Genomic DNA, 20658 nt, shown 5'->3' on the forward strand with positions numbered 1-20658 from the left:
CGCCGGCTCAGCGACGGAAGGTCCGGCGGTAGGCCGAGGGCGCGGTGCCGACCGCGCGGGTGAAGTGGTGGCGGAACGTGGCCGAATCGGCGAAGCCGACGGCGGCGCCCACCTGCTCGATCGGCGCGTCGCCGGTCTCCAGCATCGCCCGGGCCGCCGCAAGGCGCTGATTCACCAGCCAGCGCAGCGGCGAAGTGCCGGTGGCGCGGGCGAAATGGCGGATGTAGCTGCGCGACGACATGCGCGCGACCTCGGCCATCTGCGCCACCGAGATCGGGTGCGCGAGGTTCTCCATGGCCCAGTCCAGCGACCGCGCGACCCCGTCGTCTTCCGGCACCGGCCGTACGGCCGCCTCGATGAACTGCGCCTGTCCGCCTTCTCGGTGCGGCGGCAGCACGAGCCGCCGGGCCACCGAGTTGGCCACGGCCGAACCGTGGTCCTGGCGGACGAGATGCAGGCAGAGGTCCAGCCCCGCCGCGCTGCCGGCGCTCGTCAGCACCCTGCCTTCGTCGAGGTACAGCACGTCCGGGTCCAGATGCACCTTCGGGTACCGCGCCGCGAATATCCCGGCGTAGCGCCAGTGAGTGGTCGCGCGCAGCCCGTCGAGCAAGCCCGCCTCGGCCAGGGCGAAGGCGCCCGAGCAGATGGACACCACCCGCGCACCTCGTTCGTGCGCCTCCCGCAGCGCGTCGACGAGCGCCTTCGAGATCTCGCCGCGCACGTTCGGAACAGCGGTGACGATCACCGTGTCGGCGGCCGCGAACTGCGTCATGTCGTGCTCTGCGAGCAGGCCGAACCCGCCCATCGCCCGCATCATGCCGGTCGTCTCGGCGCACGCCTCGAAGGTGTACCAAGGCACGTCGAGCTCCGGTCTCGGCAGGGCGAAGACCTCGGTCACGCAGCCGACCTCGAACACGGATATCCCGTCGAAGAGGTAGACGGCGACGGTCGGACCCGTCGCTTCCGGACGCAGGCGCGGCGTTTCGAGCAGCATGGCGTGATCTTAGCGAACCCTGTCGTTCGCGCCACTGTCGCGGGGAAGGGAGCTCCCGGCATGCTGAGCTCATGACGACGACGATGGAAACGCAGGCGGACACCATGGCGGATATGCGCAACGCGGCGGCGGTCGCGCACTTCGCGGCCAAGCTGGAGTTCGAGACCGACGTCTCGGACGTGCACGCGGAGCTCGCGGACGTTCAGGCCGGTGCCCTCCCCGGGTTCGTGCTGATCGACACCCGGTCCGAGCAGGCCTGGAACCAGGGGCGGATCCCGGGCGCGGTGCATCTGCCCACCGGGCGGATCGCGGCGGAGGCGGCCGCGCTGATCCCGGCGGGCACGCCGGTGGTGACCTACTGCTGGGGTCCGGGGTGCAACGGCTCGACGCGCGCGGCGCTGGAGTTCGCCCGGCTCGGCTACCCGGTCAAGGAGATGATCGGCGGGTTCGAGTACTGGGTGCGCGAGGGCTTCGCGTACGACACGGCGTGGGGACGGCGCGAGCCGGCGGTGGACCCGCTCACGGCGCCCGCCGACGGCACGGCCTGCGCGTGCTGACGGGTCCCGGAGCTCAGGCGGCCGGCCTGCGCCGCACGTCGGTCGGGAGCGGATGGTCGGGCTCGAGGCCGGGCAGGCCGTCGATGCTCTTGTCGTTCACCTCCGCCACCCGCCGCGCCCACTCCGGCGCCGTGCGGCGCTCGTGGTAGGTGTCCAGCACCGGGCGCTCGCTCTGGATCTCCATGTACGGCACCGCGTATCCGCAGGAGGTCTGCGTGCTCTCCACGTCCACCACCACGATGCCGCGCGGGCTCGGGTGGGCGAGGTTGAACTGCGGGGCCAGCCGCTCGAACTCCGGGTCGTCCGGCCGCAGGTACCGGCCCTTGCCGTAGAGCCGGACGATGTTGGACTCGCGGCCGAACGAGCAGAACATGATCGTGATCCGCGGGTTGTCGCCGAGGTGCGCCTTCGTCTCGATGCCGCTGCCGAACAGCTCCAGGTAGGCGAAGGTGTGCTCGTCGATGACCTTGAACGTGTCTTTATATCCTTTTGGTGACACATTGACCCGCCCGTCGCCCAGCGGCGCGGTGGCGACGAAGAACATGTGCTGCTTGTCGATGAACGTTCTGATCTTCGGGGTGATGTCGTCGAAGCGCTCGGCCACGGCTGTCGCGTCCTCCCAGTCCTCCCGGCCCACGGACTCCCGGCCCGTTACGGGATCTCGGTCGGCCTGACCATGATCTCATTGACGTTCACGTGGCGCGGCCGCGTCACCATGTAGCCGATCGCGTCCGCGATGTCCTGCGGAGCGAGCACGTCGAACCCCTCCTGCCGGCCGAGGATCGTGCTCCGGATCTCCGGGCGGTTGGAGTCCGGCAGTTCGGTGCGCACGGCGCCGGGCTCGATCACGCTCACGCGCACGTGCCGGCCGGCCAGTTCCTGGCGCATCGACTCGCTCAGCCCCACGACGCCCCACTTCGTCGCGTTGTAGACCTGGCTGCCGGAGCGGGTGGTGCGGCCGCCGATGGAGCTGAGGTTGACCAGGTCCGCCACCCGGCGCGGCTCCTGCTCGGCGGCCTCGAGCAGGTGCGGGAGCGCGGCTTGGGTGCAGTACAGCAGGCCCATGAGATTCACGTCGACCATCCGCCGCCAGTCCGCCGTACTCGCGGTGGTGGTGGGGCCGAGCAGCATGACGCCGGCGTTGTTCACCAGGATGTCCAGCCGGCCGAAGTGCTCCACCGTCCGCCCGACCGCGTCCACCGCGGCCGGCTCCCCGGTCACGTCGGCCTCGATCGCGAGCGCCTCGCCCCCGCCCGCGCCGATCTTGGCCACGAGGTCGGCCAGCCGGTCCCCGCGCCGCGCCACCACGGCCACCCGCGCGCCCTGCTCGGCCAGCGCGAGCGCGGTGGCCTCCCCGATTCCGCTGGAAGCGCCCGTCACCAGCGCCGTGCAACCGGTCAGTCTGCCCGTCATCGGCCCGTCCTTCATCCCGTACTGAATCCGACATCGAAGATTCTATCGGGACGGCGATCGAACCGGCGGGAGGTCCGGGCGGGCCTAGGTCAGCCGGGCCAGCAGCAGCGCGACGTCGTCCTTCCAGGGGCCGCGCGGACGGTTGGCCGCGAGCAGGTCGTCGGCCAGGGTCTCGAGCTTCTCGTCCCGCTGTCCGTCGAGCACGCCGCGGCACCGGGCCAGACCCCGGTCGAGGTCGTTGTCCAACGACTCGAGCAGGCCGTCGGTGCACAGCAGCAGCACCGTGCCGGGCTTGTACAGCTGCTGCCACACCGGGTAGGTCGAGCCGTCCTCCACCCCGAGCGGGACGCCCACCTCGTGGTGCTGCACCTCGCTGGGCTCGCCGGGCTTGGCCAGCAGCGGCGGGATGTGGCCGGCCCGGCTGAAGGTGACCGTGCGGGCCTCCGGATCTATCAACGCGAGCAGGCAGGTGGCGAACAGCGGGCTCTCGGCCTCCTCGTTCACCTGGCAGACGAACGCGTTGGCCTGGGCCAGCAGCTCGGCCACGTCGCTGGTGCGGTTGGCGTAGGCCAGCAGCGTCGTGCGCACGCGGTACATCATGCCCGCGGCCTGCACGTTGTGGCCCTCCACGTCCCCGATGATCAGCAGGGTCGAGCCGTCCGGGCGCTGCACCGAGTCGAACCAGTCCCCGCCGACCTGGATCCCGGTGGTGGCCGCCTCGTAGCGGCGGGCGATCTCCACGCCCGGGCCGTAGCGCAGGTTGCGCGGCAGCATGCCGCCCTGCAGCGCCATGGCCAGGTTGAACTCCACGTCGTGGATCCGGGCCCGGTGCACGGCCTGGCCGATCGCGCTGGCCGCGAGCACCAGGAAGGCGCGCTCGGCCGCGTCGAAGGCGCGCGGACCGTCGAAGCCGATCATGCACACCCCGCGCATCCGCGGGACGCCGCCGATCGGGATGACCGCGACCGCCACGGCGCCGGTCTCCTTCATCGCCTCCACCGACTGCGGGAAGCGCCGTCGCAGGTCCGAGGGCTCCGGGAAGAAAAGCGGGTCGCCGGTGGAGGCCGCGGTGCGCACCGGGCCGTCCTCGCCGATCCGCACCCGGCCGGCCGCCATGCCCAGATCGCCGCACTCGAGCAGGATCTCGGCCGACGGCCCGGCGTCGGCCACCAGCACGCCGCTGGCGCCGAGCGCGCGCAGCGACCCGGTGACCGCGTCGCGGACCTCGCCCAGCGTGCCCGCCGCGGCCAGGCCCGCCGTCAGCTCCTGCATCCGGGCGGCCACGGCGGCCCGGCGCATGGTCTCGAGCTCGGCCCGGCGCCGCTCGGTGACGTCGATGATGATGCCCATGGCCCGTTCCGGCTTGCCGCCGGGGCCGGCCACCACCCGGCCGCGGGTCTCGAGCGTGCTCATCCGCCCGTCCGGCCGCCTGATCCGGTATTCGATGGCGAAGTCGCCGAGCCGGGCCAGCAGCGGCTCGAGCACCTCGAGCAGGTCCGGCAGGTCCTCCGGCGGCACCTGGCCGAGGAACGCCTCGAACCGCAGTCCGGCGTCCGGGGTCAGCCCGTGCAGCTCGTAGGTCCGGTCGTCGCAGATGACCTCGTTGGTGGGCAGCAGCCAGTTGTAGAAGCCCGCGTCCGCGTCGAACCCGCTGGGGGTGAAGCCGAACTCGTCCCAGCCGCCGTTCCGATCCTCGCTCCTCATCGGCCACTGCCTTCCGTCCGAGGGCGGCGCGGCCGCCCCGGCCTCGCCGGACACTCTCGTGGATGGCGCCATGAACGCCTCCATTCCTTCCGCCGACACCCATACGGTAGTCGTATCGTCGCCCTCTGGTGGTGTATTTCCGGAAGAAATGCGGTGCGCGAGTGGAAAATCGGGCGGCGTACGGGGGCGCGCGCCACCCCCGCGGCGCGCCTTGCGGGAGCGGGCGAACGCGCTAGGGTCCAAAACTGATGAAGCGTCAGGGCACGGATCCCGCGTCCGAGTGCGGCGGGGCGGGCGAGCCGATCGAGGTTCCCGCACCCCCCGTCGCGGGCGGATGGCCGCTGCTCGGCCATGCTCCCGTCCTGCTGCGCGATCCCTTGGCGCTGCTGGTGAACGCCGGCCGGGAGGCTCCGGTCGCGCTGGTGCGCCTCGGCCCGGTGCCCGCCTATGTGGTGTCCGGACCGGAGCAGGTGCGCCGGATCCTGGTGACGGACGCGGCCGAGTACGACAAGGGCTTTCAGTTCGACGCGCTCAGACGTCTGATCGGCGACGGGGTGGGTACCTCCCGCGGTGCCAAGCACCGGCGCAATAAACGGATGCTGCGCCCCACCTTCGACCGTTCAGCCTCCCGGGTGCACGCGCTTGCGATGACGCCGCAGATCGAGCGGTTCCTCGACGCCTACTGGGAACCGGCGGCGCCGGGCTCCGCCGAGCGCGGCACGGACGGGCCGGACCGGGTGGTGGACGCCGCGGTCGATCTGCGCGTGCTCTCCATGCGCCTGGTCACGCGCTCGATGTCGGGCTCCGAACTCGCCGCGGACGAGGTGATGCGCGCGCTGCCGGAGCTGCTCGCCGGCATCGGACGCAGAGCCCTGCTCCCGATCCGCGCCCTCGATCTGCTGCCCACGCCCGGCAACCGGCGCTTCAGCCGCTCGCTGCGGCGGGTGCACGAGGTGGCCGACGCCATGGTCGCGCGCGAGCGCGCCCGCGCCGCGGCGGCCGGATCCGCCGAGGGCGGCGTGGAATCCGCCGGATCCCTGGCCGCGCTGCTCGCGGCCGTGGACGAGCAGGGCACGGGCATGACCGACGAGCAGGCGCACGACGAGATCATGACGCTGCTGCTGGCCGGGACCGAGACCACGGCCGGGGTCATGGGCTGGTGCCTGCACGTGCTGGCGCGGGACCAGCAGCTGCAGGAGCGGGTCCGGCTCGAGATCGCCGGGGTGACCGGCGGGCGGCGGCTCGCGCCGGCCGACATGCGCCGCCTCGAGCTGACCGAGCGCGTGGTCAGGGAGGTGCTCCGGCTCTACCCGCCGGGCTGGCTGATCGGGCGCCGCGCCCTGCGGGACATCCGGCTCGGCGACGTGCGGATACCCGCGGGCCGCCAGGTGCTGCTGAATTTCTATGCACTGCAACGGGATCCGGCCGCGTTCCCGGACCCGGACACCTTCGACCCGGACCGGTGGAAGAGCATGGATCCGGCCGTGGCGGCGGAGTACTACCTGCCGTTCGGCAGCGGGCCGCACGGCTGCCCGGGCGAGTGGTACGGGATGGCCGAGATCTTCTGTGTGCTGTGCGCGGTGCTGGCCCGGTACCGGCTCGAACCGGCGCCGGGCAGCGTGGTGCGGCCGGTGGCGCGCACGACGCTGCACCCGGACGCGGTGCGGCTGCGGGTGACCCGGTTCAGCAGGTGCTGACCCGGTAGCGCCGGGTCTCCCGGGACCAGGCCAGGTTCCCGGCGATCCAGTGCCGCATGTCCGCGCACAGCCGGGAGACCAACGGATCGCCGGAGGCCAGCAGCGGCTGCTGGGCGTCCAGGTAGTCGCGGATGCGCGCGTCGATCATCACGGTGCACCGCTGCAGCGCGTCGGCCAGGCCGAGGCCCTGCCGCCGCCCGAGTACCGCGGGCAGGCTGAGCAGCTCGGTGGAGCGCTCCTCCTCCTTGCGCAGCGAGAGCACGTCGTTGGTCCAGCAGGTGATGTCGGTCGCCGCCTCGGCGGCGGCGCGCACGGCCGCGGAGCACCACAGCTCCTGGCTGAGTTCGAACCCGTTGACGACGTCGATCAGCGCCAGGCAGGTGGGCACGGCGCTGCAGTGACGGCGCATCCTGATGTACTCGGGCAGTTCCGCGGGGGTGCGCTGACGCCGCCGGGCGGCCTCCCACACCAGGGAGTAGAGATAGCCGGTCACCTCCTGCCGGAACCGGGCCCGCTGCACCGGGCTGGCCATCGCGTCCAGCCGGGCGCACAGGTCGGCCAGGGCGCCGGCGAAGGCGTCGTCCCGGCTGGCCTCGCCGTCCTCGAGGGCGCCGAGCATCCACACCGTCACCTCGGTGGTGGCCGCGGGGTCGGAGCCGATCTCGGATTCGTCGCAGTACGCGTCGTCGAACAGGAAGAGCCAGGCCTGCCAGTCCGAGTTCAGCCGCAGGCCCTCCAGGCTGGCGCTGGGGCAGACCCGCCCGGCCAGCCGGGCCGGATCGGTCTCGCGCAGCCGCCGGGCCAGTTCCGGCCGCGAGGTCAGTCTCCAGTGCGCGGCCCACTTCTCCGTGGCGGCCGCCACGACGGAGGTGAGCGGATGCAGCCGCGCGGAGAACGGCGGATCGATCGAAGGTAGAGCGACGGTCATAACGCTGCCCTCCTGAAGGTGCGTGCAAATGTGCATCTTAGTAGTGGCATGTCGGCTTGAATACGTATCCGCACGGCTGTTCGGCGAGTGGCGCGGCGCGGCGGGCGGCCGGGCGGCGGACCACGGACCGAAACCGCGTGGGAGCCGTGGGCGCCGGTCCCGTACGATGGAACGGTGATCACCGCCTCCCATCTCGAAGTGCGCGTCGGCGCCCGCGTGCTGCTGCAGGACGCCTCCTTCCGGGTAGGCCCCGGCGACCGGATCGGGCTGGTCGGGCGCAACGGCGCCGGGAAGACCACGCTGACCAAGATCCTGGCCGGCGAGGGCGGCCTGCCCGCTTCCGGCACCGTCTCGAACTCGGGCCAGGTCGGCTACCTGCCGCAGGACCCGCGCACCGGCGACCTCGAGGTGATCGCGCGGGACCGGATCCTGTCCGCGCGCGGGCTGGACGAGTCCGTGCGCCGGATGCGCGCGGCCGAGAAGAACATGGGCAGCGCGGACGCGGCGGAGCACGACAAGGCGATGCGCCGGTACGCCAACGCCGAGACCGCCTTCCTCGCGGCCGGCGGCTACGCGGCCGAGTCCGAGGCCGCGGTGATCGCGGCCAGCCTCGGCCTGCCCGACCGCGTGCTCGACCAGCCCATCGGCACGCTCTCCGGCGGCCAGCGGCGGCGGATCGAGCTGGCCCGGATCCTGTTCGGGGACAACGAGGTGCTGCTGCTCGACGAGCCCACCAACCACCTCGACGCCGACTCGATCGTGTGGCTGCGCGACTACCTGAAGAACTACAAGGGCGGGTTCATCGTCATCTCGCACGACGCGCACCTGGTCGAGGCGTGCGTCAACAAGGTCTTCCACCTCGACGCCAACCGGAGCGTCATCGACATCTACAACGTCGGCTGGAAGGCCTACCTGGAGCAGCGCGAGGCGGACGAGCGGCGGCGCAAGCGCGAGCGGGCCAACGCGGAGAAGAAGGCCGACGCGCTCTTCAGCCAGGCGGACAAGATGCGGGCCAAGGCCACCAAGACCGTGGCCGCGCAGAACATGGCCCGCCGGGCCGAGCGGCTGCTGAGCGGCCTCGAGGCGACGCGCGCCTCGGACAAGGTGGCCAAGCTGCGCTTCCCCAAGCCCGCACCGTGCGGCAAGACCCCGCTGATGGCCAGCGGACTGTCCAAGTCCTTCGGCTCGCTGGAGATCTTCACGGACGTGGATCTGGCCGTGGACCGCGGATCCCGGGTCGTCATCCTCGGGCTCAACGGCGCCGGCAAGACCACGCTGCTGCGCCTGCTCGGCGGGGTGGAGAAGCCGGACACCGGCTCGGTCGAGGCGGGCCACGGCCTCAAGCTCGGCTACTACGCCCAGGAGCACGAGACGCTCGACCCGGCGCGCACCGTGCTGGAGAACATGCGCACCGCCGCCCCGGACCTGGATCTGGTGGAGGTGCGCAAGACCCTCGGCTCCTTCCTGTTCTCCGGGGACGACGTGGACAAGCCGGTCAGCGTGCTCTCCGGCGGCGAGAAGACCCGGCTCGCGCTGGCCACGCTCGTGGTCTCCAGCGCGAACGTGCTGCTGCTGGACGAGCCGACGAACAACCTGGATCCGGCCAGCCGCGCGGAGATCCTGGGCGCGCTCAGCACCTATGAGGGCGCGGTGGTGCTCGTCACACACGACGAGGGCGCGGTGGACGCGCTGGGCCCGGAGCGGCTGATCCTTCTGCCGGACGGGGTCGAGGACCTGTGGAACGAGGGCTACCGGGACCTCGTCGCACTGGCCTGAGAACGGTCGCCGGCGACCGGTATCCGACAGAACGTCGATTGCCCTCCGTTACAGTCTGATAACGGAGCGGAAGTTTTATCCTGACATGCCGGGATTTTCCTGCACGAATCAGGCAGGGGAGCCGGGAATACGGCTTGAGTTTTTGCGGCGAAGCAGTGGTCAACTCGCTCGGGAGGGGTGATCATGGGTCCCCAGAGCGCACATTCCCTGTGCAAGGTGGGAGATACCCCACACCCCCTCTAGGAGGCGCAAGTGGCCGAGACCCTGAAGAAGGGCAGCCGGGTCACCGGCACCGCGAGAGAGCAGCTCGCGAGCGACCTGAAGACCAAGTACGAGGCCGGAGAGTCGATCCGCGCTCTGGCGCAGGAGACCGGGCGTTCGTACGGGTTCGTACACCGGATGCTGAGCGAGTCCGGTGTCACGCTCCGCGGGCGCGGCGGCGCCACCCGCGGCAAGGCGCGCACCGCTTAGTCGGTTCGCACCCTGCCGGGCCACCGTACCACGGTGCCGGTTTTGACCACGGTGCCCGGTGGCCGCGAGGCAGCACGGCGAGCAGTACCGAAGGAAATCGACGGAAGCGATCCGGCGGCCCCGGGCGCGCGGCGCCGTGACGCACCCGCGTCACGGGGCGCGGCCGGGGCCGCCGGCGGGTGGCGGGCCCGGGGGCGCGCGGGCTGATCACTACCGTACGGTAAAGTCCGTGGAGCCGGCCGGAAAGGGCCGGCAGGGACCGCAGGGACGAGGGGCGCCGCCATGACCAGTTCGAACACTGCCACGGACGAGGCGTGGCCCGAGGCCAAGGCGGCCGCCGCGGCCAAGGCCGGGGTGCGGCTGCGGATCGACGGCGAGCTCGCCACGGTCGTGCTGGACCGGCCGGACAAGCGCAACGCGATGACGCCGAGCACCTGGTGGCACCTGGCCGAGGTCGGCCGGGCCCTGCCTGGCAGCGTGCGCGCGGTGCTGCTGCGGGCCGAGGGGCCCTCGTTCAGCGCGGGGCTCGACCGCACGGTGCTGATCGGCGGCGTGGGCGGGGCGAAGACCCTGCTGGACCTGGCGGACGCCGGGCAGTCGGACGCGGAGCTGACCATCGAGGCCTTCCAGGAGGCCTTCACCTGGTGGCGCAACCCCGACCTGATCACGGTCGCGGCGGTGCAGGGGCACGCGGTGGGCGCCGGATTCCAGCTGGCGCTGGCCTGCGACCTGCGGATCGCCGCGGAGGACGCGCGCTTCGCGATGCGCGAGATCACCCTGGGCCTGGTGCCCGACCTAGGCGGAACCAAGCCGCTGGTGGACCTGGTGGGTCCGGCCCGGGCGCTGGAGATCTGCTCCACCGGACGCTGGGTGGACGCGGCCGAGGCCGAGCGGCTCGGCCTGGTCAACCGGGTGTGCCGGACCGACCAGCTGGCCATGGACGCCGAGGTGTTCGTGCGCGAACTGCTCGCCGCGGACCGGGACGCGCTGATCGAGACCAAGGCGCTGGTGCAGGGCGCGGTGGACCGGGACTACGACGCCCAGCGCGCCGCCGAGCGCTCGGCCCAGGTGCGCCGGATCAGGGCTCTGGCCGGCCGCTGATCACCCCACCGGGGTCAGTTCCGGGCGCTTGGGCTCGATCCCGTCGCCCGAGGAGCGCCCGGTCAGCCGCCGCCTGATCCAGGGCGCGAGGAATCCCACCAGCCACCGCGCGTCCGACCACGACTTCGCCGCCCGGTGGGCCAGCGGCCCGCGGGCCGGCGCGGCCGGAAGCGGCGCGCGCCAGTCGGATTCGGGCTCGAACCCGAGGGCTTCGAGCACTGCCTCGGCCACCCGCCGGTGGCCCTCGGCGGTCAGGTGGATCCGGTCCGGCGCCCACAGCCGCGCGTCGTCGAACACCCGCTCCGCGGCCAGATCCACCACCACCGCGCCGTGCTGCGCGGCGAGCTGGTCCACCACCTCGATCAGCCGGGCCACCTTCGGCCACAGCCGCGCGGCCGAGGGCATCCGGGCGCGCACGTCGATCGGGTGGAACAGCACCAGCAGCCCGGCCGAGGCGGCCAGCGTCTCGGCACAGCGGGTGATGTGCTCGCACACCGCGTCGAGGTCGCAGCCCGGGCGCATGATGTCGTTGAGTCCGCCCGCCAGGCTCACCAGATCCGCGCGCATCGCCGCCGCCGGAGCCAGTTGATCGGCCCGGATCTGCCCGATGAGCTTGCCACGCACGGCCAGATTCGCGTACCGCAGCCCCGGTTCCCGCCGCGCCAGGCGCTGCGCCACCAGATCCGCCCAGCCCCGGAACACGCCGTCGCCGCGGTCGTCGGCAAGGCCCTCGGTGAACGAGTCGCCGATCGCGACGAAGCTGCGGACGGGGTCGGGTATCCGGATCTGCTCGTTCACCTAGTCATTCAACCAGTCGGCCCCGGCTCGGCCGTCCACGGGGTGGCGAGCAGTCAGGACAGCTCCGCGCTGCCTTTCCGGTACACCTTCGCCGAGACGATCAGGCCGTCGCGCAGCCGGAAGTCGGCGATCACGTGGGCCACGGCCAGATGCGGCCGCAGCCCGTCGATCGCGGCGCCATCAGCCGGTCCACGTCGCCCGCGTTGAAGGCGTCGACGTGTTCGCGCACCGCCGCCGCCGTCACAGTAGTCTGATCACCAGTCGTCATGGCTCGAGCATGGCTACCGGAGCAGCGTCATCCCGAACTCGGCCGCCACCGCGGAGGGCTGCTTGGCCCGGGGCGGGGTGGGCCGGCGGGTGACCGGGGTGTCCGGGCCGGCGTCGGCGGCGACGCGGCGGAAGTCGATCCGGTGCCCTTCCGGCAGCGACTCCGCGAGCAGCCGCGCCAGGGCCGGCCACACCCCGGCCTGCTGCCAGTCCCGCAGCCGGCGCCAGCAGGTCATCCCGCTGCCGAGGCCGAGTTCCTTGGGCAGCCGCTCGAACCCGATCCCGCGCGCGAGCACCACCAGGATCCCGGTGAGCACGGCCCGGTCGTCCAGCGGCATCCGCCCGGGGTAGCGCCGGCGCCGGGTGCGGACCGGGAGCAGCGGCTCGATCAGCGCCCACAGCTCGTCGGTGATCACCGGGTCGCGCTGCGGCGGCTCGCTGCGCCGCGGCCGCGGCACCTTGGGCAGCCCGCTGCCGAGCGCCGGGGCGCCGATCCCGCTGGGCGAGCCCGGGGCGAGGCCGGCCGGCCCGCGCGGCGCGCGCGGACGGAGCGGGGCGGGCGGCGGACCGCACAGCGCGGCGGCCGAGCGGGACAGCGAGGACGCTAGCGGGGTCTCGTACGCATCGGGCACGCCTCTACAACGGCGGATCCCCCGTTCGGGTCACGCCCGTCCGGACCGATTACACTGCGCGACATGCCCTACACCGCCCGGGACACCGCCGCCTGGCCCTTCGGCGACCCGGTCGCCACCGCCCTCCTCGGCCTGCTCGAGGTGGAGCTGCGCGGCCGCGGCCTGCGCTGGCGGGTGGCCGCGCCGGAACGGCTGGAACTGCACCGGGACGCGGCGATGCGCCCGGGCCGGACCATCGACGTCGCGTCGCTGCGGGCCCGGATGGCCCGCGGCGCCAAGGCGGACTGGCCGGACCTGGTGGAGCAGGCCGTGGCGGACTGGCTGGCCGAGGCCGAGCGCGCGGACGAGGCGGCCGTACAGGCGGTGGCCCCGTGGGCGGCGCCGCTGCGCTCCCGATTGCTGCCGGCCCAGCTCGCCGCCGCGACCGCGGGCGCGCTGGCCCGGCCGGCCCTGCCCGGGCTGACCGAAGTCGTGCTCTGCGAAACCCCGCAGGGCGGCGGCCGGCTGCTGGCCGCCGAGCAGGCCGGCACCTGGGCGGTGCCGAGCGCGGAGGTGTTCGCGGCGGCGCGGGAGAACGTGCGCCGGCAGGGCGCGCTGGATCCGGAGCGGCTCAACGTGGACGGCGCGAACGTGACGGTGCTGGCCGGACCCGGGCCGTACTGTCCGACGCACGTGTTCTGGCTCTGCGAATACCTCGAGCGCGACGGCCACGCCGCCGCGGAGAACGGCGCCCTGGTGGTGCTGCCGCACCGGCACCTGCTGGCCTATCACCCGATCGAGACCACCGAGGCGGTCGCCGCGGCCGGCGCGCTGCTGCGCCTGGCCTGGCGCCAGTTCGAGACCGCGCCGGGGCCGCTGACCGACCAGCTCTACTGGTGGCGGGAGGGCTCGGTGACGGTACTCCCGGTGGACGCGGTGGGGGAGACGGCGCGGATCCTGCCCACGCCGGAGTTCGAGGCCTTACTCGCCCGGCTGCCGGGACTCTGACGCGCCCGCAGCCGCGCCCGCGGCCACCGGCTCGGCGGGGACGGCGGGGACGTCTTCGTCCTCGTCGTCGTCCTCCCAGTCCTCGTCGTCTTCGTCTTCGTCATCGTCCCAGTCCTCCTCCAGCGCCGCCTGCTCCTTGGCCAGCCGCTCCTGCGCCTCGCGGTGCAGCAGCTTGAGCCAGGTGATCGGCATGACGATGGCGAAGACCCACCACTGGATCATGTACGCGATGTACATGGTGTTGTCGTAACTGGGCCCGGGCACCGGCTGCGCGGCCGCGGCGGCGGTGTTGGCCGGGCTGGACGAGGTCAGCTGGATCGACCCGTCGTGCAGCGGGTCGGCCACCCGGCTCTGCAGGTCCGGCTTGGTGATCAGGGCGATCTCGCCGGTCGGCAGCTTCGCGGTGTCGTCGGTGATCCGGGTGTTCGCGGTGGTCTCGTCCGGCTGCAGCCAGCCGGTGACGGTGACCGTGCCGCTCGGCACCGGCGGCAGCGTCGGCATCGCGGTGCTCGGCACGTCGCTGTTGGAGGTGGCGATCCAGCCCTGGTTGATCAACACGGCCGAGCCGTCGTCGAGCACCAGCGGGGTCACCACGTACCAGCCGGCGTTCTCGTTCTGCGAGCGGTTGCGCACCGCGAACTGGTGCGCGGTGTCGTAGTGGCCGGTGACGGTCACCGCCACCCACTGCTGCTGCTGGGTGACGAAATGGCCGAGCGGGTCGACGTTCCCGAGCGCGGCGGGCTTGGCGTCGAGCTTGGCGTAGACCAGCCCCTGCGAGTCGGCGCGGTCCTTCCACAGGGTGCGCTGCCAGTAGCCGAGCCCGATGAAGGCGGGGATCAGCAGCAGCCAGACCAGCACGTGGAAGGCCACCCACCGGGGCGTCAGGGCGAAACGGTACGAACGCACGGGATCGACCGTACAACGTGCGCCCGGGCGCCCACGCGGCGGCCCCGCCGTCAGCGCGTCGCCGGGTCCGCCTCGCCCGTCGGCGCCGCCGCGGCGTGCACGGCGAAGACGCCCGCGGCGGCCGCGCCGAGCAGGTCCGCGATGATCGTCACGAGCCGGGAGACCACCGCGATCGCGAGAGCCTCGCTGGTGCGCCCGTTCAGCAGGGGGGTGAGGGTGGCGACCAGTATCGCGTCGCGGAAGCCGGCGCCGGCCGGGGCGATGACGATCAGGAAGCCCACGCACCAGGCGAAGGCGTACGCGCCGACCGAGACGAGCAGCACGTGGCCGCCGTTCGCGCCGAGCCGGGTCGCCATCACCCAGATCTGCAGGCCGTTGGCGAACCAGGCCAGCACGTTCACGCCGAGCGCGATCAGCAGCGTGCGCAGCGTCAGCGGGTGCTCCGGCGCGGGCCGGCCGATGATCCGCAGGCCGCGGTCGAGGATCGGGTTGAGCACCCGCGGGTGCAGGATCACCAGCAGGACCGGGATGAACAGGAACGCCCACCAGTAGGTCCCGGCCTCGCCGCCGTCCATGAACGGCACGCCCACCAGCGTCGCCAGCAGACCGGAGGCCAGCCCTATCGTCATCGCGATGATCACGACCGTGGCCGAGCGCTCCCGCGGCACCTTGTAGGCGCGGCCGAGCTCCATCTGCGTGAGCACCGGCCAGACCGAGCCGGGCACGTACTTGCCGAGCTGTCCGATGAAGTAGACCCGCGACGCGGCCCGGACGCGCAGGGCCGATCCGGAGGCGGACAGCAGCCCGCGCCACACCTGCATGTTCAACAGCAGGCCGACCACGACGCACGCCAGCGCCTCGAGCACCGCGAGGGGGCCGATCTGGTCCAGGCCGCTCTTGAACCCGGACCACTTGCTGATGACGGCCCATATCCCGAGCGCCACCATCCCCACACCGAAGCAGATCTTGAACGTCCGGCTCTCCAGCGCGCCCATCGCTCGTCCGAGCAGTTTGCGCCAGGCCGGGCCGCTGCTCGCGGCCTTCCCGGCGGCGGTGGGGGCGTCGTCCTGGGCGGCCGGCGCGGAAAGCGGCGCCTGCTTGGTGCGGGGGTCAGGCATGGTCGGAAGCATACGCGCTTCGGCTGAGCGCACCTCCGGCGCTCGCGTACGGCCGCCGCGCCGAACGGCCACGGTCCGTTCAACTGGATGCCCTACTGTGTCGTGCCATGCGGATTCTGTTCTTCGGCACTTACGATGTGACAGCGCACCCCCGGGTCGGCGTCCTGGCTGAAGGGCTGCGTGCGTACGGACACGAGGTGACCGAATGCAACGCGCCGCTAGGCCTGGACACGGCCGACCGCGTGGCCATCCTGTCCCAGCCGTGGCGGCTGCCGGTGCTCTTCGGCCGGCTCGGCTCCACCTGGCTGCGCCTGGCCCGGACCGCGCGGCGGGCGCCGAAGCCGGACGCCGTGGTGGTCGGCTACATGGGCCACTTCGACGTGCGCCTGGCCCGGCTTCTCTTCCGCCGCAAGACGATCGTGCTCGACCACCTCATCGGCGCGAGTGACACCGCGCGCGACCGCAACATCTCCGGCGGCGGGGTCAAGACCAAGCTGCTGCGGGCCATCGACGCCGGCGCCCTCAAGCGCGCGGACGTCGTCGTGGTCGACACCGAGGAGCACCTCGAGACACTGCCGGACGAGCACCGCTCGCGCGGCGTGGTGGTGCAGGTGGGCGCTCCCGACGACTGGTTCGCCGCGGCTCCGGCCGAGGACGCCGACTCGGAGCGGGCTCTCGAGGGCCCGCTGCGTGTCGCGTTCTTCGGCCTCTATACGCCGCTGCAGGGCGCTCCGGTGATCGGCGCCGCGCTGGGCCTGCTCGGCGACGTCAAGGTGGAGGCCACCATGATCGGCCGCGGCCAGGAGTTCGCGGCGGCCCGCGCGGCGGCCGAGGGCGGCTGCCCGGTCACCTGGATCGACTGGGTGCCCTCGACCGAGCTGCCCGCCCTGGTGGCTGAACACGACGTCTGTCTCGGCATCTTCGGAACCGGCCCCAAGGCGCTGCGCGTGGTGCCGAACAAGGTCTTCCAGGGTGCGGCGGCCGGCTGCGCGGTCGTCACCTCCGACACCGCGCCGCAGCGCCGGGCTCTGGGCGACGCGGCCCTGTTCGTGCCGCCCGGCGACGCGGAGGCGCTGGCGGCCGAACTGCGCGGACTCGCCGGGGATCCGGCCCGGCTGGCCGCGGCCCGCAAACAGGCGCGAGCCGCGGCGCGAGACCGATTCGGCTGCTCGGCCGTGGTCGAACCCTTGACCGCTCGGCTGGGCGCGTGACCGGCTCCCGGCCGATTCCTGTACCTGCGATCCGACTGGAACGACACTTGACCGGCGAAACCGGCGGCATGCGCGACCTCGGCTCCGGGGGCGTGGGCAGCGACCTGGCAGGCGAACCAGAGACCCTCCGACCCGAGCCGACGACCCCGTCCGCGTGGCGGTCACGACTGCGCCGGCCGCGGCCGTTGAGCGTCGTCGCCGCGCTGGCTCTGGCTCTCTTCGCACTGTGGGGCATCGGCGGCCCGCTGTTCGGCACGTCTTCGCTGAGCGCGACGGGCACGCTGACACAGTCCGGGCCGTACCCGCAGGCCGGTTTCGACGACTCGTCCGGCGGCAACGCCCTGCTGTACGACACGTACACCTCCATGATCCCCGGCACCATCCTGTTCAAGGCGGATCTCGAACACGGGCACTTCGCCGGCTCGGACCCGAACGGCGACGGCGGCGGCGCGCTCGGCTCGGTGCCCGACGACGCGCTGCTCTCGCCGCTGACCGTGCCGTACTACGTGCTGCCGACCTGGATGGGCCCGGCGTACACGCAGCTGCTCATCCTCATCTGCGGGGCCGGCGGCAGCTTCCTGTTCCTCAGGAGGCTGGGGCTCTCCCGGGTGGCCGGGATGCTCGGCGGCCTGGCCTTCGCCGGCAGCGGTTTCATGGTCATGTGGGTGGACTTCCCGCAGACCCGCACCGCCGCGTTCATCCCGGCGCTGTTCTGGACGGTCGAGCGCTTCCTGCAGACGCGGCGGATCCGGGACGCGGTGCTGATCGCGGTGCCGGTCGCCTCGATGCTGCTGGGCGGGTTCCCCTCGGTCACCGGGTACGCGGGCGTGACGGTGTGCTGCTACGCCCTCGCCCGGCTGCTGGCGGTGCGCGGCGCGGAGGGGCTGCGCCGGACGGTGCTCGGCGGCGCCGGCGTGCTCGGCGGGATCATCGCGGGCGCGTGCCTGACGGCGTTCCAGCTGCTGCCGTTCCAGGGGCTCATGAAGACCTGGCTCATCATCGGCCGCAGCCAGACCTCTGACCAGCACCTGATGCCGACCTCGGTGCTGACCACGGTCGCACCGTGGATCTTCGGCACCGGCAATCCGCAGTACCGCGGTTACTACCTGTCCTCCAACGCCGTCGAGTCCGTCGACTACCTCGGCGCGGCGGCGGTCGTGCTCGTGCTGGTGGCGCTGGCGCTGCCGTGGCGTGCGCGGCCGCTGCTGCCGCGCAGCGTGTGGACGTTCTTCGCGGCCGGCGTGGTCGTCTGGCTGCAGCTCCTCTACATCGGCGGCCTTCCGCTCCGGGTGCTCCAGGACACGACGGTCTCGCGCGCGCTGTTCGGCCAGAACTTCATCGGCCGTTCGCGCAGCATCCTCGGCTTCCTGCTGGCCGTGCTCGTCGCGATCGGCTTCGACGTCGTGGCCCGCCGCCGCGAACGGGTCGTGGCGGCCGCGCACCGGCTGCGTCCGTGGTGGCCCGCCACGGTCGCCTTCGTCGCGTTCGGCATCGCGGTCGCGTCGCTGGCCGTGGGCTTCGACGAGGCGAGCACGACCGGAGCGACGGCGATCGGCCACGCCGCCGCGGTCAACCTTTTCGTGCACCAGGCGCTGTACGCGGCGCTGTTCGCTTTCGGCGCGCTCGCCTGCGTCGGCGTGCTCTGGCGCACCGGGCGCTCCGAAGGGCCGTCGCTGGAGGCCGCGGGTGTATGGCGCTCCACCCGCTTCGCCGCGGCGGCCGTGCTGCCGGTGCTGCTGGCGTGGCAGAGCACGAACTTCGTCACGCAGTTCTTCCCGCGCTCACCGGTCTCCACGTTCTATCCGGTGACCGACACACACGCCTATCTGATGAGCAACCTGGGCGAGGACCGGTATGCCTCGACCTCGACCGGCATGGTCTTCGGCACCAACAGCGCGTATCCGGTGCGCGCGGTCAACGGCCACAATTTCATCGACAAGGCCTTCGCCGCGATGATCGACGCGGTGCCGTACGCCGCGATCCAGTACGAGACCTACATCGACTTCGCGGCCGAGCAGGCCACCGCGACCAGTCCGATCCTGGACCAGCTCGGCGCCGAGTACTGGGTGTCCGCGCTGTCCGATCCGATCTTCGGCGAACCGGTCCTGGCGACGATGGACGGCAGCACCCTGACACTTCAGCCGAACCAGCCGGTGACCGTCGCCGTGCCGGTCACCGGGCCGCTGCGCGGGGTCGGGATCACGCCCGCCGGCACACTCGCGCTCGGCCCGGACGACTCACTGGACGTCGTCGTGCACGACGGTTCCGGCACGGTCGCGCACACCGATCGCCTTGCCACCGGCATGCAGTCGGGCAGCCAGTTCGACGTCCCGGTCGCGGCCGACTCCGTCGCCGCGGGCACCGCGCTCACGGCCACGATCACCTGGCACGGCGCGCAGCCGCTGACGGTGGAGGCGGATCAGGGCAAGGCCGCCGTCGACGCGGTGGCCGGCCAGGACGACGGCCTGCGCCTGGTCCACGTGCAGGATTCAGCGATCTACCAGCGGCTCGACGCGCAGCCGCGGATCCGCTGGGCCTCACAGTCGACCGTCGTCACCGACCAGAGCCAGCGGCTGGGCCTGCTGGCCTCCGGCGCCGTCGGCGCGAACGAGGTCGTGCTCTCGGATGACGCGCCGGCCGCCTCCGGCTCCCCGGCGTCCGTGACCGTCGACGAGGACGGCGACACCACCGTCAGCGCGACGGTGGACGCGGAGGGCGCCGGGTACCTCGTCGTCGCCGACTCCGACCAGGCCGGCTGGAAGGCGACCGTGGACGGCGCCGCCGCCCGGTTGCGCGCGGCCGACCAGGGCGTGGTCGCCATCGCCGTTCCGGCGGGCAAGCACGTGGTCACGCTGACGTACGCCCCGCCGCACGCCGCTCTCGGCCTCGCGGTGTCCGGGGTGACCCTGGTCGGGCTGGTGGCGGCCGTGCTGGGCGAGGGTTGGTGGATCCGCCGACGCCGACGCCGCCGGGCCGGCTGAGGCGGAGCGGCGCAGGCGCCTCCACCGCGTCGCAGCGCGAACGGAGAAACGTCAGGGCCCCGGGGATCTCTCCCCGGGGCCCTGACGGCTGCCGCGATCAGGCCGTCAGCTCTCGCCGCGGGAGCGGACGATCAGGTCCGCCAGCAGCGCCAGTGACGCGATGATCAGACCACTGAGGAACAGCAGGATCGTGTCCTCGGCGATCTTGAACGGGTGCAGGGACAGGTCGACGATCGCCTTTACCATGCCGATGCCGATCAGCCACAGGGCGGGCGGCAGCAGCACCTTGATCGGGTTGAAGTACATCACCATCCGCAGCACCTGGAGGATGTAGCGGTACGCGTCCTTGACGAACCTGAACTTCGACTTGCCGGCACGCTTCGCGTAATCGATCGGCATGTAGTGCAGGTCGTGCTGGTTCGCCAGGAACGCCATGGTGATCGTGGTGACGCAGGAGAACCCGGGAGGCAGCAGCCGCAGGTACGGCAGGGCCACCTGGCGCCGCATGGCGCGCATGCCCGAGTTCAGGTCGGGGATCTTCTGGTTGATCAGACGCTCGGCGATCTTCCTGATCATCCACTTGGCCGGCACGCGCAGCAGCTTGTGGGTGCCCTCCTCCGTGGTCCGGGCGCCGACCACCTGGTCGATCCGGGGATTGTCCTTCAGGATCCGCACCATCTCGGGGATGCGCTCGTTCGGGTAGCTCATGTCCGCGTCGGTCCACACGACGATCTCGCCGCGGGCGATCTGGGTCCCGATCCGACGGGCCGTGCCGGTACCGCCGTTGCGCTGGAACGGCTCCAGGCGCATGTGCGGGTACTCGGTGGCGGCCTTGCGCAGCACCTCGAGCGTGTTGTCGGTGGAGGCGTCGTCGATCACGAGCAGCTCGTAGCTGAACTCGCTCTCGTCCAGTGCCTTGCTCACCCGCTCGATCTCGAGCAGCACGTGGTCCTGCTCGTTGTAGCAGGGGAGCACGATGGTGACGTCCACCCGACTCTCGGTGACGGAATCCTCGGTCTTGACGACCGGATCTGAGCTTGGGATTTGCTCGGTCAGGAGCATGAACCTGTTTCCGTCTCTCTTGCGGGGAGCACCTTGACAACAGCGCGAGAAAGCA

Annotated in this window: 18 protein-coding genes and 1 pseudogene; 8 read left to right on the top strand and 11 right to left on the bottom strand. The window is 72.2% G+C overall.

The genetic code is table 11. From position 1 onward, the window contains the following. Positions 1-7 precede the first annotated feature (7 nt). A complete protein-coding gene (locus ACTRO_RS32995) occupies positions 8-994 on the bottom strand; it encodes a helix-turn-helix domain-containing protein (protein ID WP_051451748.1) in 987 nt (328 codons plus the stop codon). Positions 995-1065: 71 nt separating this feature from the next. Here ACTRO_RS32995 and ACTRO_RS33000 point away from each other — a divergent pair, with 71 nt between their 5' ends. Then, entirely contained in the window at positions 1066-1551 is a 486-nt protein-coding gene (locus ACTRO_RS33000) for a rhodanese-like domain-containing protein (protein ID WP_157436577.1), read from the top strand. Between the two features lie 13 nt (positions 1552-1564). On the opposite strand, the gene ACTRO_RS33005 is transcribed toward ACTRO_RS33000, so the two are convergent. From ACTRO_RS33005 to ACTRO_RS33015, 3 genes are all read right to left on the bottom strand, one after another. Next, positions 1565-2155, bottom strand: a complete 591-nt coding sequence (locus ACTRO_RS33005) for a pyridoxamine 5'-phosphate oxidase family protein (RefSeq protein WP_034277786.1) — start codon at positions 2153-2155, stop codon at positions 1565-1567. Between the two features lie 47 nt (positions 2156-2202). Next, entirely contained in the window at positions 2203-2964 is a 762-nt protein-coding gene (locus tag ACTRO_RS33010) for an SDR family NAD(P)-dependent oxidoreductase (protein WP_034277788.1), read from the bottom strand. Between the two features lie 84 nt (positions 2965-3048). Beyond that, positions 3049-4668, bottom strand: a complete 1620-nt coding sequence (locus ACTRO_RS33015) for a SpoIIE family protein phosphatase (RefSeq protein ID WP_169739982.1) — start codon at positions 4666-4668, stop codon at positions 3049-3051. A gap of 248 nt (positions 4669-4916) precedes the next feature. Here ACTRO_RS33015 and ACTRO_RS33020 point away from each other — a divergent pair, with 248 nt between their 5' ends. Then, complete coding sequence (locus ACTRO_RS33020; protein ID WP_034269510.1) at positions 4917-6365, top strand: cytochrome P450; 1449 nt, start codon at positions 4917-4919, stop codon at positions 6363-6365. Here ACTRO_RS33020 and ACTRO_RS33025 read toward each other — a convergent pair. Then, positions 6352-7293 (bottom strand): terpene synthase family protein, encoded by a 942-nt coding sequence (locus tag ACTRO_RS33025; RefSeq protein WP_034269513.1) that lies wholly within the window; start codon positions 7291-7293, stop codon positions 6352-6354. The genes ACTRO_RS33020 and ACTRO_RS33025 overlap by 14 nt on opposite strands. 174 nt (positions 7294-7467) lie before the next feature. On the opposite strand from ACTRO_RS33025, the gene ACTRO_RS33030 reads away from it, so the two are divergent. From ACTRO_RS33030 to ACTRO_RS33040, 3 genes are all read left to right on the top strand, one after another. Beyond that, positions 7468-9069 carry an ABC-F family ATP-binding cassette domain-containing protein gene (locus ACTRO_RS33030; protein WP_034269516.1) on the top strand — a complete coding sequence of 534 codons (1602 nt, stop codon included), beginning with the start codon at positions 7468-7470 and terminating at the stop codon, positions 9067-9069. A gap of 252 nt (positions 9070-9321) precedes the next feature. After that, complete coding sequence (locus ACTRO_RS33035; protein ID WP_034269519.1) at positions 9322-9540, top strand: helix-turn-helix domain-containing protein; 219 nt, start codon at positions 9322-9324, stop codon at positions 9538-9540. Positions 9541-9822: 282 nt separating this feature from the next. Beyond that, on the top strand, positions 9823-10641 hold the full coding sequence (locus ACTRO_RS33040; protein ID WP_034269522.1) for an enoyl-CoA hydratase/isomerase family protein: 819 nt from the start codon (positions 9823-9825) through the stop codon (positions 10639-10641). Here ACTRO_RS33040 and ACTRO_RS33045 read toward each other — a convergent pair whose 3' ends face one another. The 3 genes and pseudogenes from ACTRO_RS33045 to ACTRO_RS49990 form a co-directional block, all read right to left on the bottom strand. Beyond that, positions 10642-11439 carry an SGNH/GDSL hydrolase family protein gene (locus ACTRO_RS33045; RefSeq protein ID WP_051451749.1) on the bottom strand — a complete coding sequence of 266 codons (798 nt, stop codon included), beginning with the start codon at positions 11437-11439 and terminating at the stop codon, positions 10642-10644. It abuts the gene before it with no gap. A 130-nt stretch (positions 11440-11569) separates the two neighbouring features. After that, positions 11570-11707 carry a hypothetical protein gene (locus tag ACTRO_RS47660; protein WP_157436579.1) on the bottom strand — a complete coding sequence of 46 codons (138 nt, stop codon included), beginning with the start codon at positions 11705-11707 and terminating at the stop codon, positions 11570-11572. A gap of 109 nt (positions 11708-11816) precedes the next feature. Further along, a pseudogene (locus ACTRO_RS49990) lies at positions 11817-12164 on the bottom strand (transposase); the annotation flags it as partial. Positions 12165-12401: 237 nt separating this feature from the next. On the opposite strand from ACTRO_RS49990, the gene ACTRO_RS33055 reads away from it, so the two are divergent. Then, positions 12402-13325 carry a hypothetical protein gene (locus ACTRO_RS33055; RefSeq protein ID WP_034269525.1) on the top strand — a complete coding sequence of 308 codons (924 nt, stop codon included), beginning with the start codon at positions 12402-12404 and terminating at the stop codon, positions 13323-13325. Here ACTRO_RS33055 and ACTRO_RS33060 read toward each other — a convergent pair. Beyond that, on the bottom strand, positions 13299-14231 hold the full coding sequence (locus ACTRO_RS33060; RefSeq protein WP_051451751.1) for an SURF1 family cytochrome oxidase biogenesis protein: 933 nt from the start codon (positions 14229-14231) through the stop codon (positions 13299-13301). The genes ACTRO_RS33055 and ACTRO_RS33060 overlap by 27 nt on opposite strands. A 50-nt stretch (positions 14232-14281) precedes the next feature. Next, positions 14282-15349 carry a lysylphosphatidylglycerol synthase transmembrane domain-containing protein gene (locus ACTRO_RS33065; protein ID WP_169739983.1) on the bottom strand — a complete coding sequence of 356 codons (1068 nt, stop codon included), beginning with the start codon at positions 15347-15349 and terminating at the stop codon, positions 14282-14284. Between the two features lie 107 nt (positions 15350-15456). Between ACTRO_RS33065 and ACTRO_RS33070 the strand changes: the two genes are divergently transcribed. Further along, on the top strand, positions 15457-16560 hold the full coding sequence (locus ACTRO_RS33070) for a glycosyltransferase (protein ID WP_034269528.1): 1104 nt from the start codon (positions 15457-15459) through the stop codon (positions 16558-16560). A 47-nt stretch (positions 16561-16607) separates the two neighbouring features. After that, positions 16608-19541, top strand: coding sequence for a YfhO family protein (locus tag ACTRO_RS33075; protein ID WP_034269530.1), 2934 nt, complete (start codon positions 16608-16610; stop codon positions 19539-19541). A gap of 105 nt (positions 19542-19646) precedes the next feature. Here ACTRO_RS33075 and ACTRO_RS33080 read toward each other — a convergent pair whose 3' ends face one another. Then, entirely contained in the window at positions 19647-20603 is a 957-nt protein-coding gene (locus tag ACTRO_RS33080; RefSeq protein WP_084316696.1) for a glycosyltransferase family 2 protein, read from the bottom strand. Positions 20604-20658: the final 55 nt, after the last annotated feature.

The organism is Actinospica robiniae DSM 44927, from assembly GCF_000504285.1.
In the GTDB taxonomy this organism is placed as follows: Bacteria; Actinomycetota; Actinomycetes; order Streptomycetales; family Catenulisporaceae; genus Actinospica; species Actinospica robiniae.